This is a genomic window from Thermodesulfobacteriota bacterium, from assembly GCA_034189135.1.
Classification (GTDB): domain Bacteria; phylum Desulfobacterota; class Desulfobacteria; order Desulfobacterales; family JAUWMJ01; genus JAUWMJ01.
In genome coordinates, this window is the sequence record JAXHVO010000085.1 from 18,274 (window position 1) to 37,607 (window position 19,334).

Consider the following 19,334-nt stretch of genomic DNA (forward strand, 5'->3'; position numbering starts at 1 on the left):
GGCACAGGGGGAGGAAAACTTTTAAGGTCTGCCTGTTATGCTTTCGTTCTTTTTTACCAATGCCGCTAACCCGAGGGCTTTTGCTTTGAAACTTGACACATAGAAGGCTTTTCATTATATTTTGCAGACCTGTATTTGGCATCTCAGCATCAACCATAAATCAGGGGGTTGAATATGCAAAAAAAACTGTTTCACATTATAATCGTTCTTCTGTTCGCCTTCTTTTGTTTTTCCGGTTGCTACCAGATGGGAAGGGCAATCGGAAAGGCGGAAAAACAGGTAAATAAGGTGGAAAGAAAAATTGAAAAAGCCGGTAAAAATTTTGAAAGGGGATACGAAAAAGAAAAAAACGCAGACTAAATTATCATATTGGAACTGCCGACCTCACAACAGGCTATCATACTTCATTTTACGACACGGTGGTCAAAAATATCTTTGCAATTATTTCTATAAGTTATGTTCTAGATTATGGAAAGTCCCGGAGCATACGTCGGATGGCGTCGTATCCGGGCTTAAATACAAGGCGTCGTGTTTTTGCGGAATGAGACCCTACAGATCATAAGTCGAATTCGTTAACAATTACTACACCAAGCAGATTAAACTTTCTAAGGCGTCAGCTAAATTTTCCCAAACCTTATTTCCTATGGCCATGACCGTCCAATCCTCTAAAGAAAAAGTTAAACCTTTCCGACTTGTTAAATACTTTACTTTTACAAGTTTAATTGTCATCTTTACCGGAGCCATTGTTCTATCCATACTCAACACCCATTGGGCCAGGACGTTGCAGCGTGCGGAAAGCGAAAAATATGCCCTGCTTCTGATAGAAAATCTCAACCATCAGATATTTCTGCAATTCGCCATACCGGTTGTGCTAAAATATGGGGGGATCAGTCTTAGGAAAAAAGAGCAATTTGAACACCTGGACAAAGTGGTAAGAAGCACCTTGCACAGTTTTAAAGTAGAAATGGTAAACATCTACAGTATGAATGAGACCGTTTCATACAGTTTTGACAAATCCCTAATCGGCAAAAAAAATTATGGAGGCGCGGCCTTTAAAAAAGCGCTTAGGGGAGAAACCGTTTCCAAACAGGTTCAAGTAGGAAATATGCTGGAAATTTTGCTTGGTATTCCAAAAGAAAGCCGCATCATTACCTTTGCCCCCTATCGAGCGGAAAGACCCCTTTCCAGTCTATCCGGTCCTGTGCTGGGCGTGATTGAAATCGTCCAGGATATGTCGGAAGAATATAAAATGATTTTTAAGTTTCAAATCGATGTGATTATTACCAGCGCCATCGTGATGTCGGTATTGTTTTTTGTGCTCCTGTATGTCGTCAAGAGAGGTGAAGGAATCATTCAAAAACGTACTCAGGAAAGGCTCAGACTTGAGGAAGCTTTGAGTCGCTCAAAGCACATGTCTTCTTTGGGAGAGATGGTGTCCGGAATTTCCCATGAAATCCGCAATCCGTTGGGAATTATTAGGAGTTCTGCTGAACTGCTAAAGAAAAAGGTGGCAGACTTTGACCCGTCAAACACCATACCGGATATCATCGTAGAGGAATCAGGCCGATTAAATAATATCATCACTGATTTTTTGAATTTTGCCAAACCGAAAATGCCTCATTTTGCCCAATGCCATGTAGAAGAAATTCTTGAAAAGAACATAAAATATCTGTCATCGCAGACTGAAAAACAGGGATATACCATAAAAAAAGATCTTGACCTTCCCCTCCCAACCATAATGGCTGATTTCGATATGCTCTACCAGGCATTTCTCAATCTTTTAATCAATTCCATCCAGGCGATGCCAAACGGCGGAACCATTTATAGTAAAATCCATTCCACCCAAGATACCGTATCGATATGCATTGATGATGAAGGCGAAGGTATCCCGGACGATCTGAGCGAAAAAATTTGGGATCCCTTTTTTACCACCAAGCAAAAAGGAACAGGTCTTGGGTTGGTGATTGTGAAAAACATCATTAAAGCTCATGAAGGCAGTATTGAGCTTAAAAATAGATCTGCCGGCGGAGTCAGAGCCATTGTTAAGCTGCCGGTGAATCAGGAGAAATAATCTATGGAAACGGTACTTGTTGTTGATGATGAAAAAAATTATCCGCTCATTTTAGGCGCCGTTTTAGAAGAGGAAGGGTTTGAAGTTTTGACGGCAAGCAGCGGCAGGGAAGCCCTTGAAATTCAGCAAACTTCCGATGTGGATCTTATCCTGACCGACATGAAGATGCCTTCCATGGACGGTATTGAACTGCTGGAAAAAATCAAAGCCATTGATCCTGACCTGCCGGTAATCATGATGACGGCATATGGTAGTGTGGATAAGGCGGTCGAAGCCATGGAAAAAGGGGCTTACAGTTATATACTCAAACCCTTTGATAACGAAAAACTCGTTGTTTACGTGAATAAAGCCATTTCCATGTTCCGGGTGGTCAAAGAAAACAGACGCCTTCGGGATGCAGTAAAATCACGATACAGCTTCGGAAATATCATTGGAAAAAGCAAGGTCATGCATGATATTTTTGAAAATATCAGAAAGGTTGCCCCTTCCTCGGCAACGGTGCTGCTTGAAGGTGAAAGTGGTACCGGCAAGGAACTCGTTGCCAAATCGATTCATTTTAACTCACCCAGACGTGAGAAGCCTTTTGTCGCAGTCAACTGCAGCGCTTTGGCTGAAAGCCTTCTCGAAAGTGAGTTATTCGGCCATGAAAAGGGAGCCTTTACCGGTGCGGTTGCCATGAAAAAGGGACGTTTTGAAATGGCGGACGGCGGATCTTTATTTCTCGACGAAATAGGAGAGCTTTCACCCGGACTTCAGATAAAACTTCTGCGTGTGCTTCAGGAAAAGGTCTTTGAAAGGGTGGGCGGGGTTAAGCCGGTTTCAGTAAATATTCGCATCATTGCAGCGACCAATAAAGACTTGAAAAATGAAATGATAAAGCAGCAATTCCGTGAAGACCTTTATTACCGGTTGAACGTGGTGCACCTGGTGCTCCCTCCGTTGCAGCAGCGTAAAGAGGACATTAATCTTCTGGCCGAACACTTTATTGCCAAGTATGCACATGAACACAAAACCGGCATTCCGGTTGAAGGCATTGAAAAAGAAGTTCAACGACTTTTTTATGATTATGCTTGGCCCGGGAATGTTCGCGAACTGGAAAACGTGATTGAACGCGCAATGGTTATGTGTAACACAACTAAAATAAGTGAGGCGGATCTTCCCAAAGAGTTTAAGGCAAATGCTTATAACACGTTATACCTAGAAGGCATATCCGCGGACGCCCATCTGGATGAAACACTTGATTTAATAGAAAAAAAAATGATTATCCGGGCCCTGAAGTTAACCGGCAATGTTCAGTCGGAAGCTGCCAAGCTGCTCGGCATTGGGAAAAGCGGCCTGAACTGGAAGATAAAAAAGTTTAAGCTCGATGTCGGTTCAAAAACTTGAACCGACCATTTAAAAAAAATAAAGCGAGTTGATTCAATAAGTTATCTATCGATCAGAAAAATCGGGTTCAAAAATTTGAACCGGGCCAATAATTTGTATGGCATGTTAATTCAAATGGTTAAACTCTCCGGCCTTAAAAATGGTTCAAAAATTTGAATTTTTTCCGCGGTAAAGCAACAAAAAATAATGGAGAAATGCGGGCTCGGTCGAATAAATAAAACTATATCTTACTGTAATTATTGATATAAAAAATACAGATGAAAAAATTATAGCTTTTTTCAGAATTTGGCAGGAACTTTGCATTAATTAAAAGCAACAAACAATTTCTTCATCTGTTTTCCTCCTTTTGCGGCTAACCGGGATGGTCCTGGTTAGCCGTTTTTATCATGTCAGGGGAAATTTTCACCCTGATTACAAGTATGCCAGCTTTTCCCTCACAAGGTCAAAGTACATTGAATTTTTAAAATCATCAGCTATTTTTTGGTAGGCTTGTAAACTTTTTTCTATATCTCCTTCCCTGGAATAAATCCTGCCAAGATTATACCAGGCTTCATTTTTTAAATCAGGCTGCGGCCCCAGAGCGGTCATTTCGAAATACCGTATGGCATCGGCGAAATCCCCTTTCTTTTCACAGGCATAACCCAGGCTGTTTAAAATCATATTTCTAATAAATGGCTGTTCAGCAAAATCCTTCAACGATTTTTCATACAAAGCAATCGCCTCATCCGCTTTTCCGGCATCATAGCAAATATTGGCAAAAATTACCCGAGCCAGTTTTCCGCCATGTTTACCCGAATATTTCTTCAATAACAACTGAAATTCTTTTTCCACCGCCAGATATGCCTTGGTCGCCCCCTCTTTCATCTTCGCTGATTGGTATCGGGCTATACTTTGTTCAAGGGATATGGATGCTTTGTCTTCGGCTTTATTTGAAAAATATCTCCAGCCGGAAAAAGCCACCAGCAAACAAAAAATAACCGACACGACAATGGTGATCTGATTTTTATGGTCAATGATAAACTTCAGCAATTTGGATGAAAAGGTGATAAATTCATCCGGTTCGTTAAGCAATTGTTTTCGAGATATTTTTTTCTTTTTTTTCTTGGCCATTTTTCCTCCAATGCGATTATTCAAGCAATCTTGCAACTACTCACGTAGTCAGACTGAAGTTGTTTAGACTGAAGCCTGAAGGGGTCATAAGAGTACGATTGCCTTACTTTAGAGGAATGTGATCCTTGCACCAAGCATGGCTTTTAAATCCACTTTTCCCTAACAGCCTTCGACCTTCAACCTATCCACCTGAATAGTTAAGCAGTTTTTTTATCCTGTCCCAACCTTCTTGAGGAATCTGGGCACCGATGACCCGGCAGACCTCCGATCCGCATGCGGAGCCGAGCTCACCACATTTTTCCAGCGGATATCCATTTGCCAATCCGAAAAGAAAACCGGACGCCCAAAGGTCACCCGCGCCGGTGGTATCAACCGCAGATCCTGCTGCTTTTGGGGCAATTTTTAAAATTTTACCTTTGCTTGAAATATAGCTTCCACGTTCTCCAACCTTTAAAACCGCAATTTCAACTCCTTGGGAAAGCGCTCTGATCGCTTTCATATCATCGGAAAAGCCGCTAAACACACGAGCCTCATCCTCATTGGCTATCAGAATGTCCACATAATCTTTTACAATGTTTACCAGAATATCCTTCGACTCTTCTACAACGGTAAAGCTGGCAAGATCTAGGGAGATAAGAGCCCCGGCTTCCCTGGCGGAATTTAAGGCGGCCAGTATCAGGTCGCTGTTAAACAGCAGATACCCTTCAATATGAACAATCGTTGCACGATTAAAACAACCGGTTGATATTTCATCAGGCCTTGTTTCAGATGAGGCACCCAGATAGGTAAACATGGACCGCTGTGCATCCGGTGTAATGATGGACAGGACCCTACCCGTAGACAGTGAGGATGAAAAAAGCATGGGTTCAACATTATTTTTTTCCAGACTGGATTTAAGCAGATTCCCCATGGAACCACCGCCGCATTTACCGACAAAACGGGCCTGTCCGCCAAGCTTTCCTATACCTACAGCTGTATTACAGGCTGAACCTCCGGGCATGATGGAAGGGCTACTGTTGGTGTCGGACAGAGTCTGTTCAATGAAATCCTTTTCCACCAGGGTCATTCCACCCTTCACAGCGCCGGTTCTTTCCAGAAAATCGTCTCCTTCATGGGTAAGAATGTCAACCAGTGCTGAACCTATCGACACAATCAGTTTTTTATCATCAGAATCGTCTTTATTTTTACTCATTTTTTAACAATCTCAGTTGGTGGGTGGTTCATATTTAAAGAGAATTTTTCTTCTAACCCAATGACTTGGTGCCCGGCTTTTATAAGACAAATCAACCTGCTTGTAAAGATAATTTGTTTTATCTTGCAGGAAAAATGTGTTGGGGAACAGGCGATTGATTTAAGGGGAAGAAAAATTCAGACATCACCTCCGCTGCATGTTGTGTTTAAATATAGCTCACCTGGTACATGTTGTATTTTAGCGGTTTCACCGTACAAAGCCTCATATATTTTATGTTCTCCGGCCAAAAGTTCTTGACAGCCAATTGTTTGAGTGATATTAGTTTTTTTTTGCGTGCACGGTATGTTCTTGAATTTAATAGATATTTTCCTGCATGCAAAATTATTCATGATACTAAAAATAAACTAAAGATGATTATTCTTAAATTTGGATCATGATACATGAGTTTTAACCAAAATTAGACCATTTTGAAAAAAAAGGATTTTATTTTGGACAAAGATAAGAAGGGAGGTGCAAAACTTAGGGCTGTAGTAGAAGTAGGTATAGGAGTTTAGTTAACATTAATAAGTACAAAACAATATTAGGAGGTATAATAAATGCCAAGTTTTGTAATTGCAGAAAAATGTGACGGCTGCAAAGGTGGAGATAAGACTGCATGTATGTACATTTGTCCCAACGATCTGATGGTTCTTGAACCCAATGAAATGAAAGCTTACAACCAGGAACCGGATCAGTGCTGGGAATGTTTTTCATGTGTAAAAATCTGCCCCACCCAGGCAATTGAAGTAAGGGGCTACTCTGACTTTGTACCCCTGGGAAGCAGTGTAATGCCGATGCTGGGTACCGAAGATGTGATGTGGACCTGTAAATTCAGAAACGGACTGATCAAGCGATTTAAGTTCCCCATTCGGACAACCCCTGAAGGAACAGCCAACGCTTATCCGGACCTGAAAGGCAATGACCTTGAAAGTGGCCTGCTTGCCACGGAAGAAGCGGACGGTTATGCGATTCCGACGCCTCAGGCGACTGTCTAAGCAGGTTGTGTTTTAACCCGGAAAAAAAGACCAACTACGATTATACAAATTTTTAGGAGGATATAATATGGCATTACCAAACAAACCTACGGGTGAACTCAAGGCCGTTAGGGATCCGGAAGTTGAAGAACGAGAAGTCGATATCCTGATCGTCGGCGGCGGAATGGCTGCCTGCGGCGCTGCGTTTGAAGTAAAGAAATGGATGGACGAAGGGCAAAGCGTGCTGCTGTGTGACAAAGCTGCCATGGAGAGAAGTGGGGCTGTTGCCCAGGGCCTTTCAGCTATTAATACTTATATCGGGGAAAACAGCCCTGATGATTATGTACGCATGGTCAGAAACGACCTCATGGGCCTGGTTCGTGAAGACCTGATTTTTGACCTTGGCTGTCATGTGGACGATTCGGTTCATCTGTTTGAAGAATGGGGTCTTCCTGTCTGGAAGTTATCCGAAGAAGGGAAAAACCTGGACGGAAAAAAGGGCCAGAAAATGGGCACTTTAAAAAGCGGTGCATCTCCTGTCCGTACAGGAAAGTGGCAGATTATGATCAACGGCGAGTCTTACAAAAGGGTTGTCGCTGAGGGAGCAAAACTCGCCATTGGAGAAGATAATATTATAGAGCGATGCTTTATCGTTGAACTTCTCCTTGATGCCAACAATGAAAACCAGATTGCCGGCGCGGTGGGTTTCTCCGTCCGTGAAAACAAGGTTTACATCATCAAATGCAAAACCATGATGGTTGCCTGCGGCGGTGCGGTAAACATTTACCAGCCACGATCGGTTGGTGAAGGTAAAGGACGTGCATGGTATCCGGTATGGAACGCCGGCAGTACTTACACCATGTGTATGAAAGTCGGTGCCGAGCTTTCCATGATGGAAAACCGCTTCACCCCGGCCCGTTTTAAAGACGGATACGGCCCAGTGGGCGCATGGTTCCTGTTGTTCAAAGCCCAGACTCTCAATGGCCTTGGTGAAGCGTTTGCCGGAGGCGATGCAGCCAAAGCAGAGCTTGAAAAGTATGCACCATATGGAACCGCTGCGGTGACACCGACCTGTCTTAGAAACCATCTGATGCTGTTTGAGATGAAAGAAGGACGTGGTCCCATTATCATGGATACGGTTACAGCCCTTGCCAAGCTGGGCGAAACCATGGATAAAAAAGAACTCAAGCATCTTGAGTCGGAAGCATGGGAAGACTTTCTTGACATGACATGCGGCCAGGCCAACCTGTGGTGTGCCCAGGACTGCGAGCCTGAAAAGAAAAACTCCGAGGTGATGCCCACAGAACCCTATCTTCTCGGATCACATTCCGGATGCTGCGGACTATGGACTTCCGGCCCGGATTATGACTGGGTGCCGGATGCATACAAGTGGGGTGACAAGGGCAAGATTTATAATCGGATGACCACTGTGACCGGGCTGTTTACTGCCGGTGACGGTGTGGGTTGTTCCGGTCATAAATTCTCTTCCGGGTCACATGCTGAAGGTCGTATGGCTGCCAAGCAAATGGTGAAATTCGCCAAAGATCATGCAGATTTTGCTCCCGCACTGAGCAAGAGCAAAGAAGAACTGGTGGACATGATTTATAAGCCGGTCAGAACCTATCTGGACAACTATGAGTACACCACGGCAGAAGATATTAACCCTGCCTATGTCAAGCCTTCCGGAATGGCTCTGCGGCTTATGAAAGCCACCCATGAGTATGGTGCGGGTACGGCCACTTTCTATCAGACCAGCTCTAAAAGCCTGGAAATCGTCATGGATCTGCTTCAGACCATGCGTGAAGACTGCGAAAAACTGGCTGCCGGCGACCTTCATGAACTCATGCGAGCATGGGAGATTGAACATCGTATCTGGACAGTTGAAGCTCATCTTCGTCACATCCAGTACCGCAAAGAGACCCGCTATCCCGGCTTTTACTATCAGGCCGATTATCCGGGTCAGGATGATGAAAACTGGTTCTGCTTCGTCAACTCCAAGTACGATCCCAAAGCTGGAAGCTGGGATGTATTCAAGAAAGACTATATTAAGATCATTCCTGATTAACAACATGGTCGGCCATTCAATGGCCGACTTCAAATGCCTCCAGGTGTTGCAAAACACCTGGGGGTTTTTATTGAATTTTAGCATACACAACTGCTTTCGGGCGATATCCGGATTGAAACTCGAAACCTGAAATTTGAAACCGGGTGATTCAATCGGTGCTACTCATCATTCCTGGTGGTCTGTTACGGACCGATATCATATAAACCTTCTAACCGTATAAGCTGCCAACGAATTACAATTTCAAACTTCACGTTTTAAGTTTCAAAGAAAAAGGATATCGCCTGAAGATGAACAAAAAAAGGGTATATCGAAAACAAACAGCTATTAACTTTTAATGCACGGAGGGATAGCATGACAGAAGACAAAGCAACCCCTGCAAACGGAAGCATTTTGGTTGTTGGTGGAGGGATAAGCGGAATAACCACGGCCCTCGAAGCAGCTGAAGTGGGGTACGAGGTGTTTCTGGTCGAAAAAAATCCTTACCTGGGCGGAAGAGTATCACAGCTTAATCAATATTTCCCAAAGCTATGTCCTCCGACCTGCGGTCTTGAAATCAATTTCAGGAGAATTAAGGATAATCCAAGAGTCAAAGTAATGACTATGGCCGAAGTTGAAAAAGTTGACGGCTCCCCCGGCAGCTACAACGTCTCTATCAAATTAAATCCAAGGTATGTCAATGAAAACTGCACCTGCTGCGGAGAATGTGAAAAGGTTTGTGAGACATTGATAGACAGCAGCTTTAATTTTGAAATGAACAAAATCAAAGCGGCCTACCTGCCATTTGAAATGGCCTTTCCTGCCCGATATGTCATGGCCCCCGAAATCAAGGGAACAGATGATGCCAAGCGATGCCAGGAAGCATGTCAGTATGACGCCATCGACTTTGATATGGAGGCCAAGACGATTGATTTACAGGTGGGGGCGATTGTCTGGGCCACCGGATGGGAACCTTATGATGCTAGGAAAATAGACAATCTTGGTTTTGGTCAATATCCAAACATTATTACCAATATGATGATGGAAAGATTGGCTTCCCCCAACGGCCCGACAAAGGGAAAAATTTCCCGCCCATCAGACAGCAAGGAGCCGGAAAGCATTGCTTTTGTTCAGTGCGCCGGATCCAGGGATGAAAATCATCTTCCCTACTGTTCCTATATTTGCTGTATGGCCTCATTAAAACAGGCCACTTATGTGCGGGAACAGTATCCTGATGCTAAAATATATATCTTTTATATTGACGTCAGGGCTCCCGGCCAGCGATATGAAAAATTTTATAAAAAAATCAAAGAGGATGAAAACATCTTTATGATTAAAGGCAAGGTGGCGGAGGTCAGTGAAGAAGAGGGTACCGGAAATATCACCGTGGTTGCAGAAAACGCGGTCACCGGTGAAAAAACAAATCAGACTGTGGAAATGGTTGTCCTGGCCACCGGAATGCAACCGACAGCGGCAAATGTAAAACTTCCCGCCGACCTGAACTATAATGCGGATGGCTTTATCATCAACGATTTTGCAAAAGGAGGCATGTTTGCTACAGGATGTGCCAATAAGCCTGCCGATGTCGTATCATCCAACCAAAATGCAACCGGTATGGCCCTTAAGGCTATTCAAACCCTGGTGAAGAGTTAGGAGGTATCCATGGATAAAAAGTATGGTGTATATATATGCACAGGCTGCGGAATCGGGGATGCCCTTGATATAAAGGAACTGTGCGGCGTACCGGAAGAAGAAGGGCTTCCTGTCCAAACCCACCCATTTCTTTGCGGCAAAGAAGGGGTTGAACTTATAAAAAAAGATATTGAAGAAAAAGGCATCAACACCCTGGTCATTGCGGGGTGCAGCAGAAGGGTCAACTTCGATGTCTTCCGTTTTGACGGATGTATCGTCGATCGGGTTAACTTGAGAGAAGGGGTGGTATGGTCTCACCCTCGCTCGGAATTCCCGGCGCTGACTGAGGAACAAAAAGACAGCGAAGAGCATTTTGACCGTGTCCAGATGATGGCCGAAGATTATGTGAAAATGTCAATGGCAAAGGTTGAGAAAATAGATTTACCTGAACCGTCTTTGCTGGAAACCTTAAACAGAAAAATACTGGTCATTGGCGGGGGGGTCACCGGAATCTCCGCTGCCATTGATGCGGCAAAAGCAGGATATGATGTCACCATTGTTGAAAAGGAAGCTCAGCTGGGCGGGCATGCCAGACATTGGAGAAAACAACTCCCGCTGACCGATCCTTATGAAAACCTGCTTTCTCCCATAATCGGTGACAAAATAAAAGAGCTTGATAACTACCAAAATATCACGGTTAAAACCGAGACAGTGGTTGCCCGTATCGCCGGACAACCCGGTGAATTTACCGTGACGTTTAAAAAACCCGGTGAAAAAATCGAGTTTGATGTCCCTTATCCTTTACCTGATGAGATGAAAGTGGATGAAAAAGGAAAAGAGTATGAAGTGGATAAACTCCATGAGATTTATATGGAGTATAACAAGGGAAAACAGGATATCCTGGCTCTTGATCCGAACGGCGAACCATTTGGTGCAGTCATACTGGCTGCAGGCTGGCGCCCGGCGGAAATCGAAGGGGAAGAACTCGCTCACCTGGGATTGGGACAACTGCCCGATGTGGTGACCAACGCCACTTTTGAAGGAATTGCGGCAAAAGGGAAGATCGTACGACCGTCTGACGGAAAAGAAGCCAAATCGGTTGTTTTTGTGCAAAGTCCCGGCAAGGGAGACGATGACAGCGACTTTGATTTTGGCGGTTCGGTGACAAGCCTTGTTTCTCTCAAACAGGCCAAGTATGTGAGGGAAGATTTTGCTGACGGAAAAGCTTATATCTTTTACCAGCATATGCGAACACCCGGCCTTTCTGAAAACTTTTACAAGAGTATTCAGCAGGATGAAGGTATCTTTTTAACCAAGGGTGAGGTGATCAGCGTCTCTAAAAACGGAGATGGAATGATCGTAGAAGCCGACAACACCCTTCTGGGAGAAAAGATCCAGGTCAAGGCCGATATGGTGGTACTGGCGGCCGGAATGGTCCCGGTGACTGCAGACGATCCCGTGGTCAACATGGCTTACCGGCAAGGTCCGGCATTCAGGGACATCGATCTTTTTAACGGGTATGTGGATTCAAATTTCATATGCTTTCCCTATGAAACCCAGAGAACAGGAATTTATTCTGCCGGGTGTATCAGGCGAAGCATGACTGTAGAGGAATCCATCGAAGATGCAGCCGGGGCTGCGCTTAAAGCGATTCAATGTATAGAGTCGGTAAACCGAGGTGTTTCAGTTCATCCAAGATCCGGCGATATGACATTTCCTGACTTCTTTTTCCAGAGATGTACCCAGTGTAAGCGTTGTACGGAAGAGTGTCCTTTTGGCGCTCTGGACGACGATGAAAAGGGTACGCCAAAACCGAATCCGACCCGGTGCAGACGCTGCGGCACCTGTATGGGAGCATGCCCTGAACGGATCATAGGGTTTGCCGATTATAATATCGACAGTATCGGCTCCATGGTAAAAGCCGTGGGGGTACCCTCTGAAGACGATTATGATGAGCCCCCCCTTCGTATCCTCGGTCTGGTTTGTGAGAATGACGCCTACCCGGCACTGGACATTGCAGGTCTCAACCGGCTGTCCTATTCTGCCGATGTGCGACTTATTCCGGTCAGATGCCTTGGATCAGTGAATGTGATCTGGATCAAAGATGCGCTTGCCCAGGGCATGGACGGCGTGTTCCTGCTCGGATGTAAGCACGGTGATGATTACCAGTGCCATTTTGTGAAGGGGAGTGAACTCGCAGATATCAGGATGAAAAAGATAGGAGATGCGCTCTCAAGTCTGGCACTGGAAGAGGAACGGGTCGCACAATTTGAGGTGGCAATTGACGATTATGATATACTTCCCAAAATGATTAATGATTTTGTGGAAATGGTTGAAGACCTTGGCCCGAACCCGTTTAAGGGATTCTAGTTGATTGATGATTTTTGGTTGAAGATTGATTAATTAAATAATCATAGAGACTTTCTATAATCGAACCTTTTGGTCTCTCAGTCGGTCTTCAATACAGGAGGTAAATATGGCGAATACATACATGATTGAGCCTGATCTAGGATTTATTAGAGAAGTTGAAGGGCTGGGTGGCGGAGATCTGAAAAAGTGCTTCCAATGTGCCACCTGCTCGGTAGTCTGCCCGATTTCCCCGGACAACAAACCGTTTCCCAGAAAGGAAATGATTGCCGCATCATGGGGGTTAAAGGACAAGCTGGTTGCCAACTATGACATATGGCTGTGCCATAACTGTGGGGATTGTTCAACCCTGTGTCCCAGAGGAGCAAAACCGGGGGATGTGCTTGGAGCCGTCCGTTCCTATGCCATCGCAGATTATGCTGTACCAAAAGCACTCGGCAGGGCTGTTAATGACCCGAAGAAGCTGCCGATTCTTCTGGCAATCCCGGTGGTGATTTTTATTGTTCTGGGTCTCATTACAGGTTTTTTGAACTTCAACCCCGGGGGGGGTGAAATCGTTCATGCACATTTCTTTTCCACCTGGCTGGTCGATCTGGTCTTTATCCCCCTTTCAATTTGGATTTTTGTTGTTTTCGCCATGGGGCTAAAAAGATTTTTAAATGATATTCATGAAAATGCATTACTTACAGGGAAAACCGATAAAAAAGAGCTTGAAATTGGCGGTTTTATCCAGGGGCTTATCCGGGTGATCCCAAAGATTTTATTGCACCGGCAATTTAATGAGTGCAGTGACAATAAGGACCGTGCCACGGCCCATCTGCTGGTGCTCTATTCATTTATATCGCTGTTTATCGTAACCAATATATTCTTTTTTACACTGTACGTTCTGCAGGTACACGGACCCTATTCACAAATGAATCCCGTGAAGTGGCTGGCCAATATCGCAGGACTTGCCCTTGTTGTGGGAAGCATCCTTTTGATCAAAAACCGCTTGGCTAAAACGGATCAGGTGAGCAGCTATGTGGACTGGTATTTGCTGGGTCTGGTGCTGGGGTTGGGTCTTACCGGACTGGGTACAGAAATAACCCGGTTACTTGGCTGGGCGTTTGTTTCTTACTGGTCGTATTTCATCCACCTAGTATTTGTATTCATGCTGTTTGCTTTTTTGCCGTTTTCCAAAATGGCTCACCTTGTTTACCGGACCGTTGCCATGGCGTATGGCGAGTATATAGGAAGGGCGTAAATCAGCTGCTCTCCGTAAACGGGTGTTTGATGAACCCATCGAATATGAACGTTGAACATTGAATCACGCTACAAGCGTGATCGAATTTTGAATAAGACATTCCGCCAATTTGCCAACCGGCAGAGCGAAGCGATTTCAACATTCGGTGTTCAACGTTCGATGTTCAACAAACGCTTTACCCTGATTATTTTTTTACCCACCATTCTTATTCAAAAGTAGTACTTCACCGCCGCATAAACTTTGTAGTCATTTAATTTTTCACCGTATTCGGTATCGTTTTCTCCCACAAGAAATGTGGTCTTAAGCTCGATTTCAAGGTTGGTAATGGGAGTGTATAGTATCTGGGGGGTAATTGAGCCGCTTTTATCATTGATGTTGTATATACCGACCATAGAAGGGGTAAAATACAACATGTCAAATGGTTCTTTTTGTGACACCTTCACATAAAAATAATCTTTCATAACGGTTTGGTTGTTATAAAACTGACTACCATACTCCCTGCTGGTGCCAAGATCAGACATACTGCCGCTGCTCAGGTAATCCTGATATCCTGTTCTAATAAAAGCAAAGTAATCTTCCATCTCATCTCTGGTATAACCCTGCCCGTTCCTGTAATATTCGAAAATATAAGTGGTATCATGACGGGTCAGATAGCGGATACCGACAACATAATTTTTTGCATCGTATTTTTTTTTCACCAAATTTCCCTGCCGATCCGTTACATTTTTTACATAATCCAACACAATGGCTGCTTCGCCGTGGATTTCAAAATTTGGCGAAATATTTTTGGAAAAATCGACTCCAAACCTGTCTTCCACTTCCTCCCCGCACAAAAGCATTATGTCCAGATCCGAGTCAAACGCAAAAAAATAGATCTTCCCGCCCCAGATCATCTGCCTTTCCGTGCCCCATTCATCGTTGATATGTGGTGATACCGGAAGAATGACAGGGGTTAAGGCAACCGTCTTGAGCGGACTGTTTATACTTTTTATCAAATCGCCGCTGACCACATAGTATCCTTCCAGGGTGGCATCCGGGTCTTCAATATCCTTCGGACGGCTGAAAAAGGCAACCGGGTTCCAGGCGTACCCCTTGCCCCACTTTAACACTTTTTTACCGGCGTCTAAGGTTACAGACGGACCTGGCAGCAGCGATACATATGCCTCCTCCGTTCGGCTGTCATTTTCCCAGTCTTCATCATCGTTATCGTAAAGATCTCCATTAAGGCGGGCGTAAAGTTTTACCTGGCTAACCTGGTAGCTCCCTTCTACCTTAAGACTCAAATCGGTTTGGAAAAAAGTATCATCATCTCTGCCGTTTGGGTATTTCTGGTTAAAAAGAAGGCTGTCCTCATCAAATCCTTTTATCGTCTCAGACAGTTTAAATTCGGCATTGAATGAATACGGTTTCTTGTCAACCTGAGGAATTTCAAAATCTAAATCGAGTGTGTCTGATCCCTTATCTTCTGAAAAAATATATCCGGGAAGGAAAACAGCTAGAAAAATTAACAGACACAATATGCGGACAAAAAAATTCATTACTGCCTGAGACCTTCAACTTTTGACATGTAATTTAAAGTAAACACTTCGTCAGGCAGAACTCTTGCTTTCACCTTGGCAAAAATAATAATCGATTTGTAGTCTTTATAAAGAGGACTGTCGGTTTCTATTACGGCAGGACGAATAATACCGCCGCCAAAATCTTTGATTTTTTTAAAATATAGGGTTTTAATCAACATGCCTGATGAAGCAAAGCATTCTATTTTATCCGGAAGAAGCCTTTTGCCATAAACCCGCATTTTTACCCGGTCATAAGCAACCGTATTGGTTTTGGCCTTAAGATGAAGGGTATGTCCATGATCCGCCAGCTCAACCTTTTCACAGTTGTACTCTGCGCTATAATCTACCCGCATAATATCCGAATTGTTAAATACACCACCGGTTACCGACTGTAAGCTGGTGATACGGATAGGCTTTCCTACATTGGGAATATAAAGCCACATGTTTTCCCCGATCCGCAGGGTGCTCCTTCCCTTTTCGCTGGCCGGAGATAGAAACACGGAGGCAATTTTGTCTTTTCCTTTTTTAACTGAATACATCACAAATTCTTTTTTTGAGCCGTCCGGTTCGATATTTATCAGCTTCCGGTACATTGCAAAACTTTCCGGATTCAGGTTACGATCCACTTTTTTAAGCATTTCATTCCCGTCAAGTGCAAATGCCGATACAGTGGCAAACAGGCATATAAACACTACTAGTAATAATTTTTTCATCATATACCTCTTAAATTCATGTAACTCAGGTTGTGAGGTTCAGGGTTCAAGGTTCAAAGGTTATATACGACATCATTTTGTCAGGACTTTTCAACTGGGAACTGTGAACGTTGAACCGTTTAACCTTTTTTTTATACATGCCCCAGGGCATCCACCGGTTCCATTCTGGAAGCTTTATATGCAGGCTGCAAAGTGGCACAAACCGAGACCAGTAAAACAATGGTCGACACCCACACCAGCTCTGAAGGGCTGATGGTGGGAGACAATAAAAGATTATCCATTCTGCCAAACGCATAGCGGATTTTATAAATGTTTAGCATGTAAATTCCCAAAATACCGACAATATTTCCCGCCAGAGTGCTGATCAGGCCGAGGGACAATCCTTCTGCCAAAAAGAGGCCCATGACTTTACCGGGTGCGGTTCCGATGGCGGACATGGTTCCGATTTCCCTGACCCTTTCATATACAGACATCATCATCACATTTAAAATACTTATCAAAACAATGGCGATCATAATTATTTTCATAGAAACAGTCATGATGTCTATCATGTTGGCTATATTTGAAAAAGGAGACAGCTTTTCCCAGGTATGTATTTCAAAAGCAGCTTTTCCTTTTTTATTTTTAAACTTCGCCAGCGCTGATTTAAGCTCTGGGTAAACCTCGTCGAGTTGATCAAATTTTTTAATTCGCAAAGCAATTTCTATCACTTCCGGCTTTTCCATGCGAAGCAAAGATTCAGCATCCTTGATATGCATATACCCTTCCTTGCCCTGGGGCCCTAAAATGCTTTCTATAATCCCGGCCACCGTGAAATTTAGACCGTTTACCGAGCCGTCTTTGTTGTTGGCGACCAGCACCACCGGGTCTCCAATTTTAATCTTCAGCCCCTGGGACAGTTTCTCGGGGATAATGATTTCTCCCGGTTTAAGCAGGGTATCCGGCATTTTCGTTCCACTGAATTTCATGCGTTCACTGACATTGGGGCAAACCTTGATTTCCTTTTTGGGTTCAATGGCGTTTAAGCGAATGTTGGTGGTTTCGGTAAAATTACTCAGCATGGCGCTTAGCTTTATTCTCGGTGAATACGCTTCAACATCGGGATTCTTCTTGAGTACTTTTTCGATCATTTTGTAGCCTTTTTGATTGATGGTCAAATTCAGCGGCGACGTATCTATAGAAGATACATACCCTTTTTTATGGATCTGCATCTGCGCCAGGTTCGAGTCGGTAATCTGCCCGATCATCATTTCCTTAAACGAGCCGGCAAGTCCTGAGAAAAGTATGACCATCAATAAACCGAGGGTGATCAGCATAGAGGTTAGCAAAGTCCGTCGCTTATATCGCATTAAATTTCGCAGCGCGATTTTAAAAATTCGAATCATTAGACTTCTCCTTCATTACTTGTGGGTTTAACCAGTCTTCCATCTTCCAGCGTATGAATAACCTCGGCTTCTTCCATGACTCCGGGATCATGGGTGGAAAAGATGAAGGTGGTGTTGAATTCATCCCGCATGGCGCGCATCAGGCGAATAACATTTACCGCAGATTTTTTATCCAGGTTGGCCGTCGGCTCATCTGCAAGGACAAGTTTTGGCTGCGTCACCAGAGCCCGTGCCACTGCCACCCGCTGCTTCTGCCCTCCTGAAAGCTGGTCGGGAAATTTGTCTTTCTGATTCAGCATCCCAACTGAATCGAGAACCTTTAATACCATTTTTTTTCTTTTGGATGCGGGTTCGCTTTTTATCATCACCAGCGGATATTCGACGTTTTCATAGGTGGTCAGCACCTGAAAAAGATTGAATGCCTGAAAGATAAACCCGAGGGTGAAGCCTCTAAACGCTGCGCGCTTCCTACGATCAAAAGTATCCACCTGTTCTTGCCCGATAAACACCTTTCCCTTTGTCGGCTTGTCCAGACAACCTATGAGGTTTAGCATGGTGGTTTTTCCGCTCCCGGAAGGTCCCACAAAAGTAACAAAGGAAGCCTCATCAATGGAAAGGGTTACATCCTGCAGGGCTTTGACCTGCACCTCTCCTGTCTGGTAAATTTTTGAAACACGATCAATTTGAACCAAAGCCATAATTTTCTCCTTTTTTTAAAGGCAGCTTGAACTAGTTTTAATCACATCTTAGGCGAAATTAAGTTTTAAGAAATTGATATTAGTATTAACGTAAAAGTTAATACTTAACACCTGAAACAGATTAAATTCAACTTTTTACGAATTCAAATATAAATCAAGCTAGTGATGAATTGCGAAAAAGTCAATGAAGAACCCCTCAATTTAGTTTTAAAACTCTTTTAACAGCATCATCAACAGAGCCTTTAAACTCAAAATGAGTTTTGCCGTTATTTCTCAGCGCATCAATCATTTTCGAGCCAAAGGACTCTGCAACTAAGGTGTCTATGCTCCTTTGAGCAAGGAAATTTGCCGCTGAAGGTCCTGCGTTACGACTTGCATCCTTGTAAGGGTTATCAACAACCTCAATCAATTTACCTTCGTTGTTAAAGATAAGATAATAAGGGCATTTAGCAGCTATTTTGCTTACAGAATCTTTTATAGATTTACTGTCGGCTGCAACCGCAATTTTCATATTTTCCAGCTCGGCGGCATTGACCATAACTGGATAAAAAACTAAGATTGCAAGGCTTATTAAAATCATTTTTTTCATTTTAAACCCCTCCTATGTTTTAATATCATATTATATATGTTTGGGTGATACTCGGAATATATTGTAGCGCAATAAGTGTACCAATATAAAAATAATGGCCAACTATTATTGTAACCAATTAAATTTATATATTATTTTTAATAGAATCCTTTTTTGCAGTGGTTTTAATCCTTATTCTTATAGCGAAGGTGTTAATGATGTGTTAACTTTTTAATTAGTGTCCATCCACGGATATAACTATCCGTAATACATAAAAAAAGCGCATTTTGTAGTGGACTTTTTATTCTTTTTGCAGTATATGAAAAAGCGACAACAATTTGATATAACTACAAAAC

Annotated in this window: 15 protein-coding genes; 8 read left to right on the forward strand and 7 right to left on the reverse strand. The window is 43.6% G+C overall.

The features are described 5' to 3' along the window. The first annotated feature begins 174 nt into the window (after positions 1–174). The 3 genes from SWH54_12760 (at position 175) to SWH54_12770 (ending at position 3,457) form a co-directional block, all read left to right on the forward strand. Positions 175–360, forward strand: coding sequence for a hypothetical protein (locus tag SWH54_12760; protein MDY6792131.1), 186 nt, complete (start codon positions 175–177; stop codon positions 358–360). A 283-nt stretch (positions 361–643) separates the two neighbouring features. Further along, positions 644–2,071 (forward strand): ATP-binding protein, encoded by a 1,428-nt coding sequence (locus SWH54_12765; protein ID MDY6792132.1) that lies wholly within the window; start codon positions 644–646, stop codon positions 2,069–2,071. A gap of 3 nt (positions 2,072–2,074) precedes the next feature. After that, positions 2,075–3,457, forward strand: a complete 1,383-nt coding sequence (locus SWH54_12770; GenBank protein MDY6792133.1) for a sigma-54 dependent transcriptional regulator — start codon at positions 2,075–2,077, stop codon at positions 3,455–3,457. Between the two features lie 411 nt (positions 3,458–3,868). Here the strand turns inward: SWH54_12770 and SWH54_12775 are convergent, their stop codons facing one another. Both SWH54_12775 and SWH54_12780 read right to left on the reverse strand, forming a co-directional pair. Continuing rightward, positions 3,869–4,567, reverse strand: a complete 699-nt coding sequence (locus tag SWH54_12775; GenBank protein ID MDY6792134.1) for a tetratricopeptide repeat protein — start codon at positions 4,565–4,567, stop codon at positions 3,869–3,871. Between the two features lie 181 nt (positions 4,568–4,748). After that, positions 4,749–5,759 carry an adenosine kinase gene (locus SWH54_12780; GenBank protein MDY6792135.1) on the reverse strand — a complete coding sequence of 337 codons (1,011 nt, stop codon included), beginning with the start codon at positions 5,757–5,759 and terminating at the stop codon, positions 4,749–4,751. Between the two features lie 596 nt (positions 5,760–6,355). Here SWH54_12780 and aprB point away from each other — a divergent pair. From aprB to qmoC, 5 genes are all read left to right on the forward strand, one after another. After that, positions 6,356–6,793, forward strand: coding sequence for an adenylyl-sulfate reductase subunit beta (gene aprB, locus SWH54_12785; GenBank protein MDY6792136.1), 438 nt, complete (start codon positions 6,356–6,358; stop codon positions 6,791–6,793). Positions 6,794–6,860: 67 nt separating this feature from the next. Next, a complete protein-coding gene (gene aprA / locus SWH54_12790; protein ID MDY6792137.1) occupies positions 6,861–8,837 on the forward strand; it encodes an adenylyl-sulfate reductase subunit alpha in 1,977 nt (658 codons plus the stop codon). Positions 8,838–9,188: 351 nt separating this feature from the next. Beyond that, entirely contained in the window at positions 9,189–10,466 is a 1,278-nt protein-coding gene (locus SWH54_12795) for a CoB--CoM heterodisulfide reductase iron-sulfur subunit A family protein (protein MDY6792138.1), read from the forward strand. Between the two features lie 9 nt (positions 10,467–10,475). Then, positions 10,476–12,815, forward strand: coding sequence for an FAD-dependent oxidoreductase (locus SWH54_12800; GenBank protein ID MDY6792139.1), 2,340 nt, complete (start codon positions 10,476–10,478; stop codon positions 12,813–12,815). 106 nt (positions 12,816–12,921) lie between these two features. Further along, positions 12,922–14,055, forward strand: a complete 1,134-nt coding sequence (gene qmoC / locus SWH54_12805; protein MDY6792140.1) for a quinone-interacting membrane-bound oxidoreductase complex subunit QmoC — start codon at positions 12,922–12,924, stop codon at positions 14,053–14,055. Positions 14,056–14,264: 209 nt separating this feature from the next. On the opposite strand, the gene SWH54_12810 is transcribed toward qmoC, so the two are convergent. The 5 genes from SWH54_12810 to SWH54_12830 all read right to left on the reverse strand — a co-directional run bounded on the left by SWH54_12810 (position 14,265) and on the right by SWH54_12830 (position 18,999). Continuing rightward, positions 14,265–15,593: a hypothetical protein gene (locus tag SWH54_12810; GenBank protein MDY6792141.1), complete on the reverse strand. Its 1,329-nt coding sequence runs from the start codon at positions 15,591–15,593 to the stop codon at positions 14,265–14,267. Beyond that, on the reverse strand, positions 15,593–16,327 hold the full coding sequence (locus SWH54_12815; GenBank protein ID MDY6792142.1) for an outer membrane lipoprotein-sorting protein: 735 nt from the start codon (positions 16,325–16,327) through the stop codon (positions 15,593–15,595). Before SWH54_12815 ends, SWH54_12810 begins: the two co-directional genes overlap by 1 nt. 131 nt (positions 16,328–16,458) lie before the next feature. Next, positions 16,459–17,712: an FtsX-like permease family protein gene (locus SWH54_12820; GenBank protein ID MDY6792143.1), complete on the reverse strand. Its 1,254-nt coding sequence runs from the start codon at positions 17,710–17,712 to the stop codon at positions 16,459–16,461. Further along, complete coding sequence (locus SWH54_12825; protein ID MDY6792144.1) at positions 17,712–18,410, reverse strand: ABC transporter ATP-binding protein; 699 nt, start codon at positions 18,408–18,410, stop codon at positions 17,712–17,714. The genes SWH54_12820 and SWH54_12825 overlap by 1 nt, the downstream gene beginning before the upstream one ends. 196 nt (positions 18,411–18,606) lie before the next feature. Further along, a complete protein-coding gene (locus SWH54_12830; protein MDY6792145.1) occupies positions 18,607–18,999 on the reverse strand; it encodes a NifB/NifX family molybdenum-iron cluster-binding protein in 393 nt (130 codons plus the stop codon). Positions 19,000–19,334 lie beyond the last annotated feature (335 nt).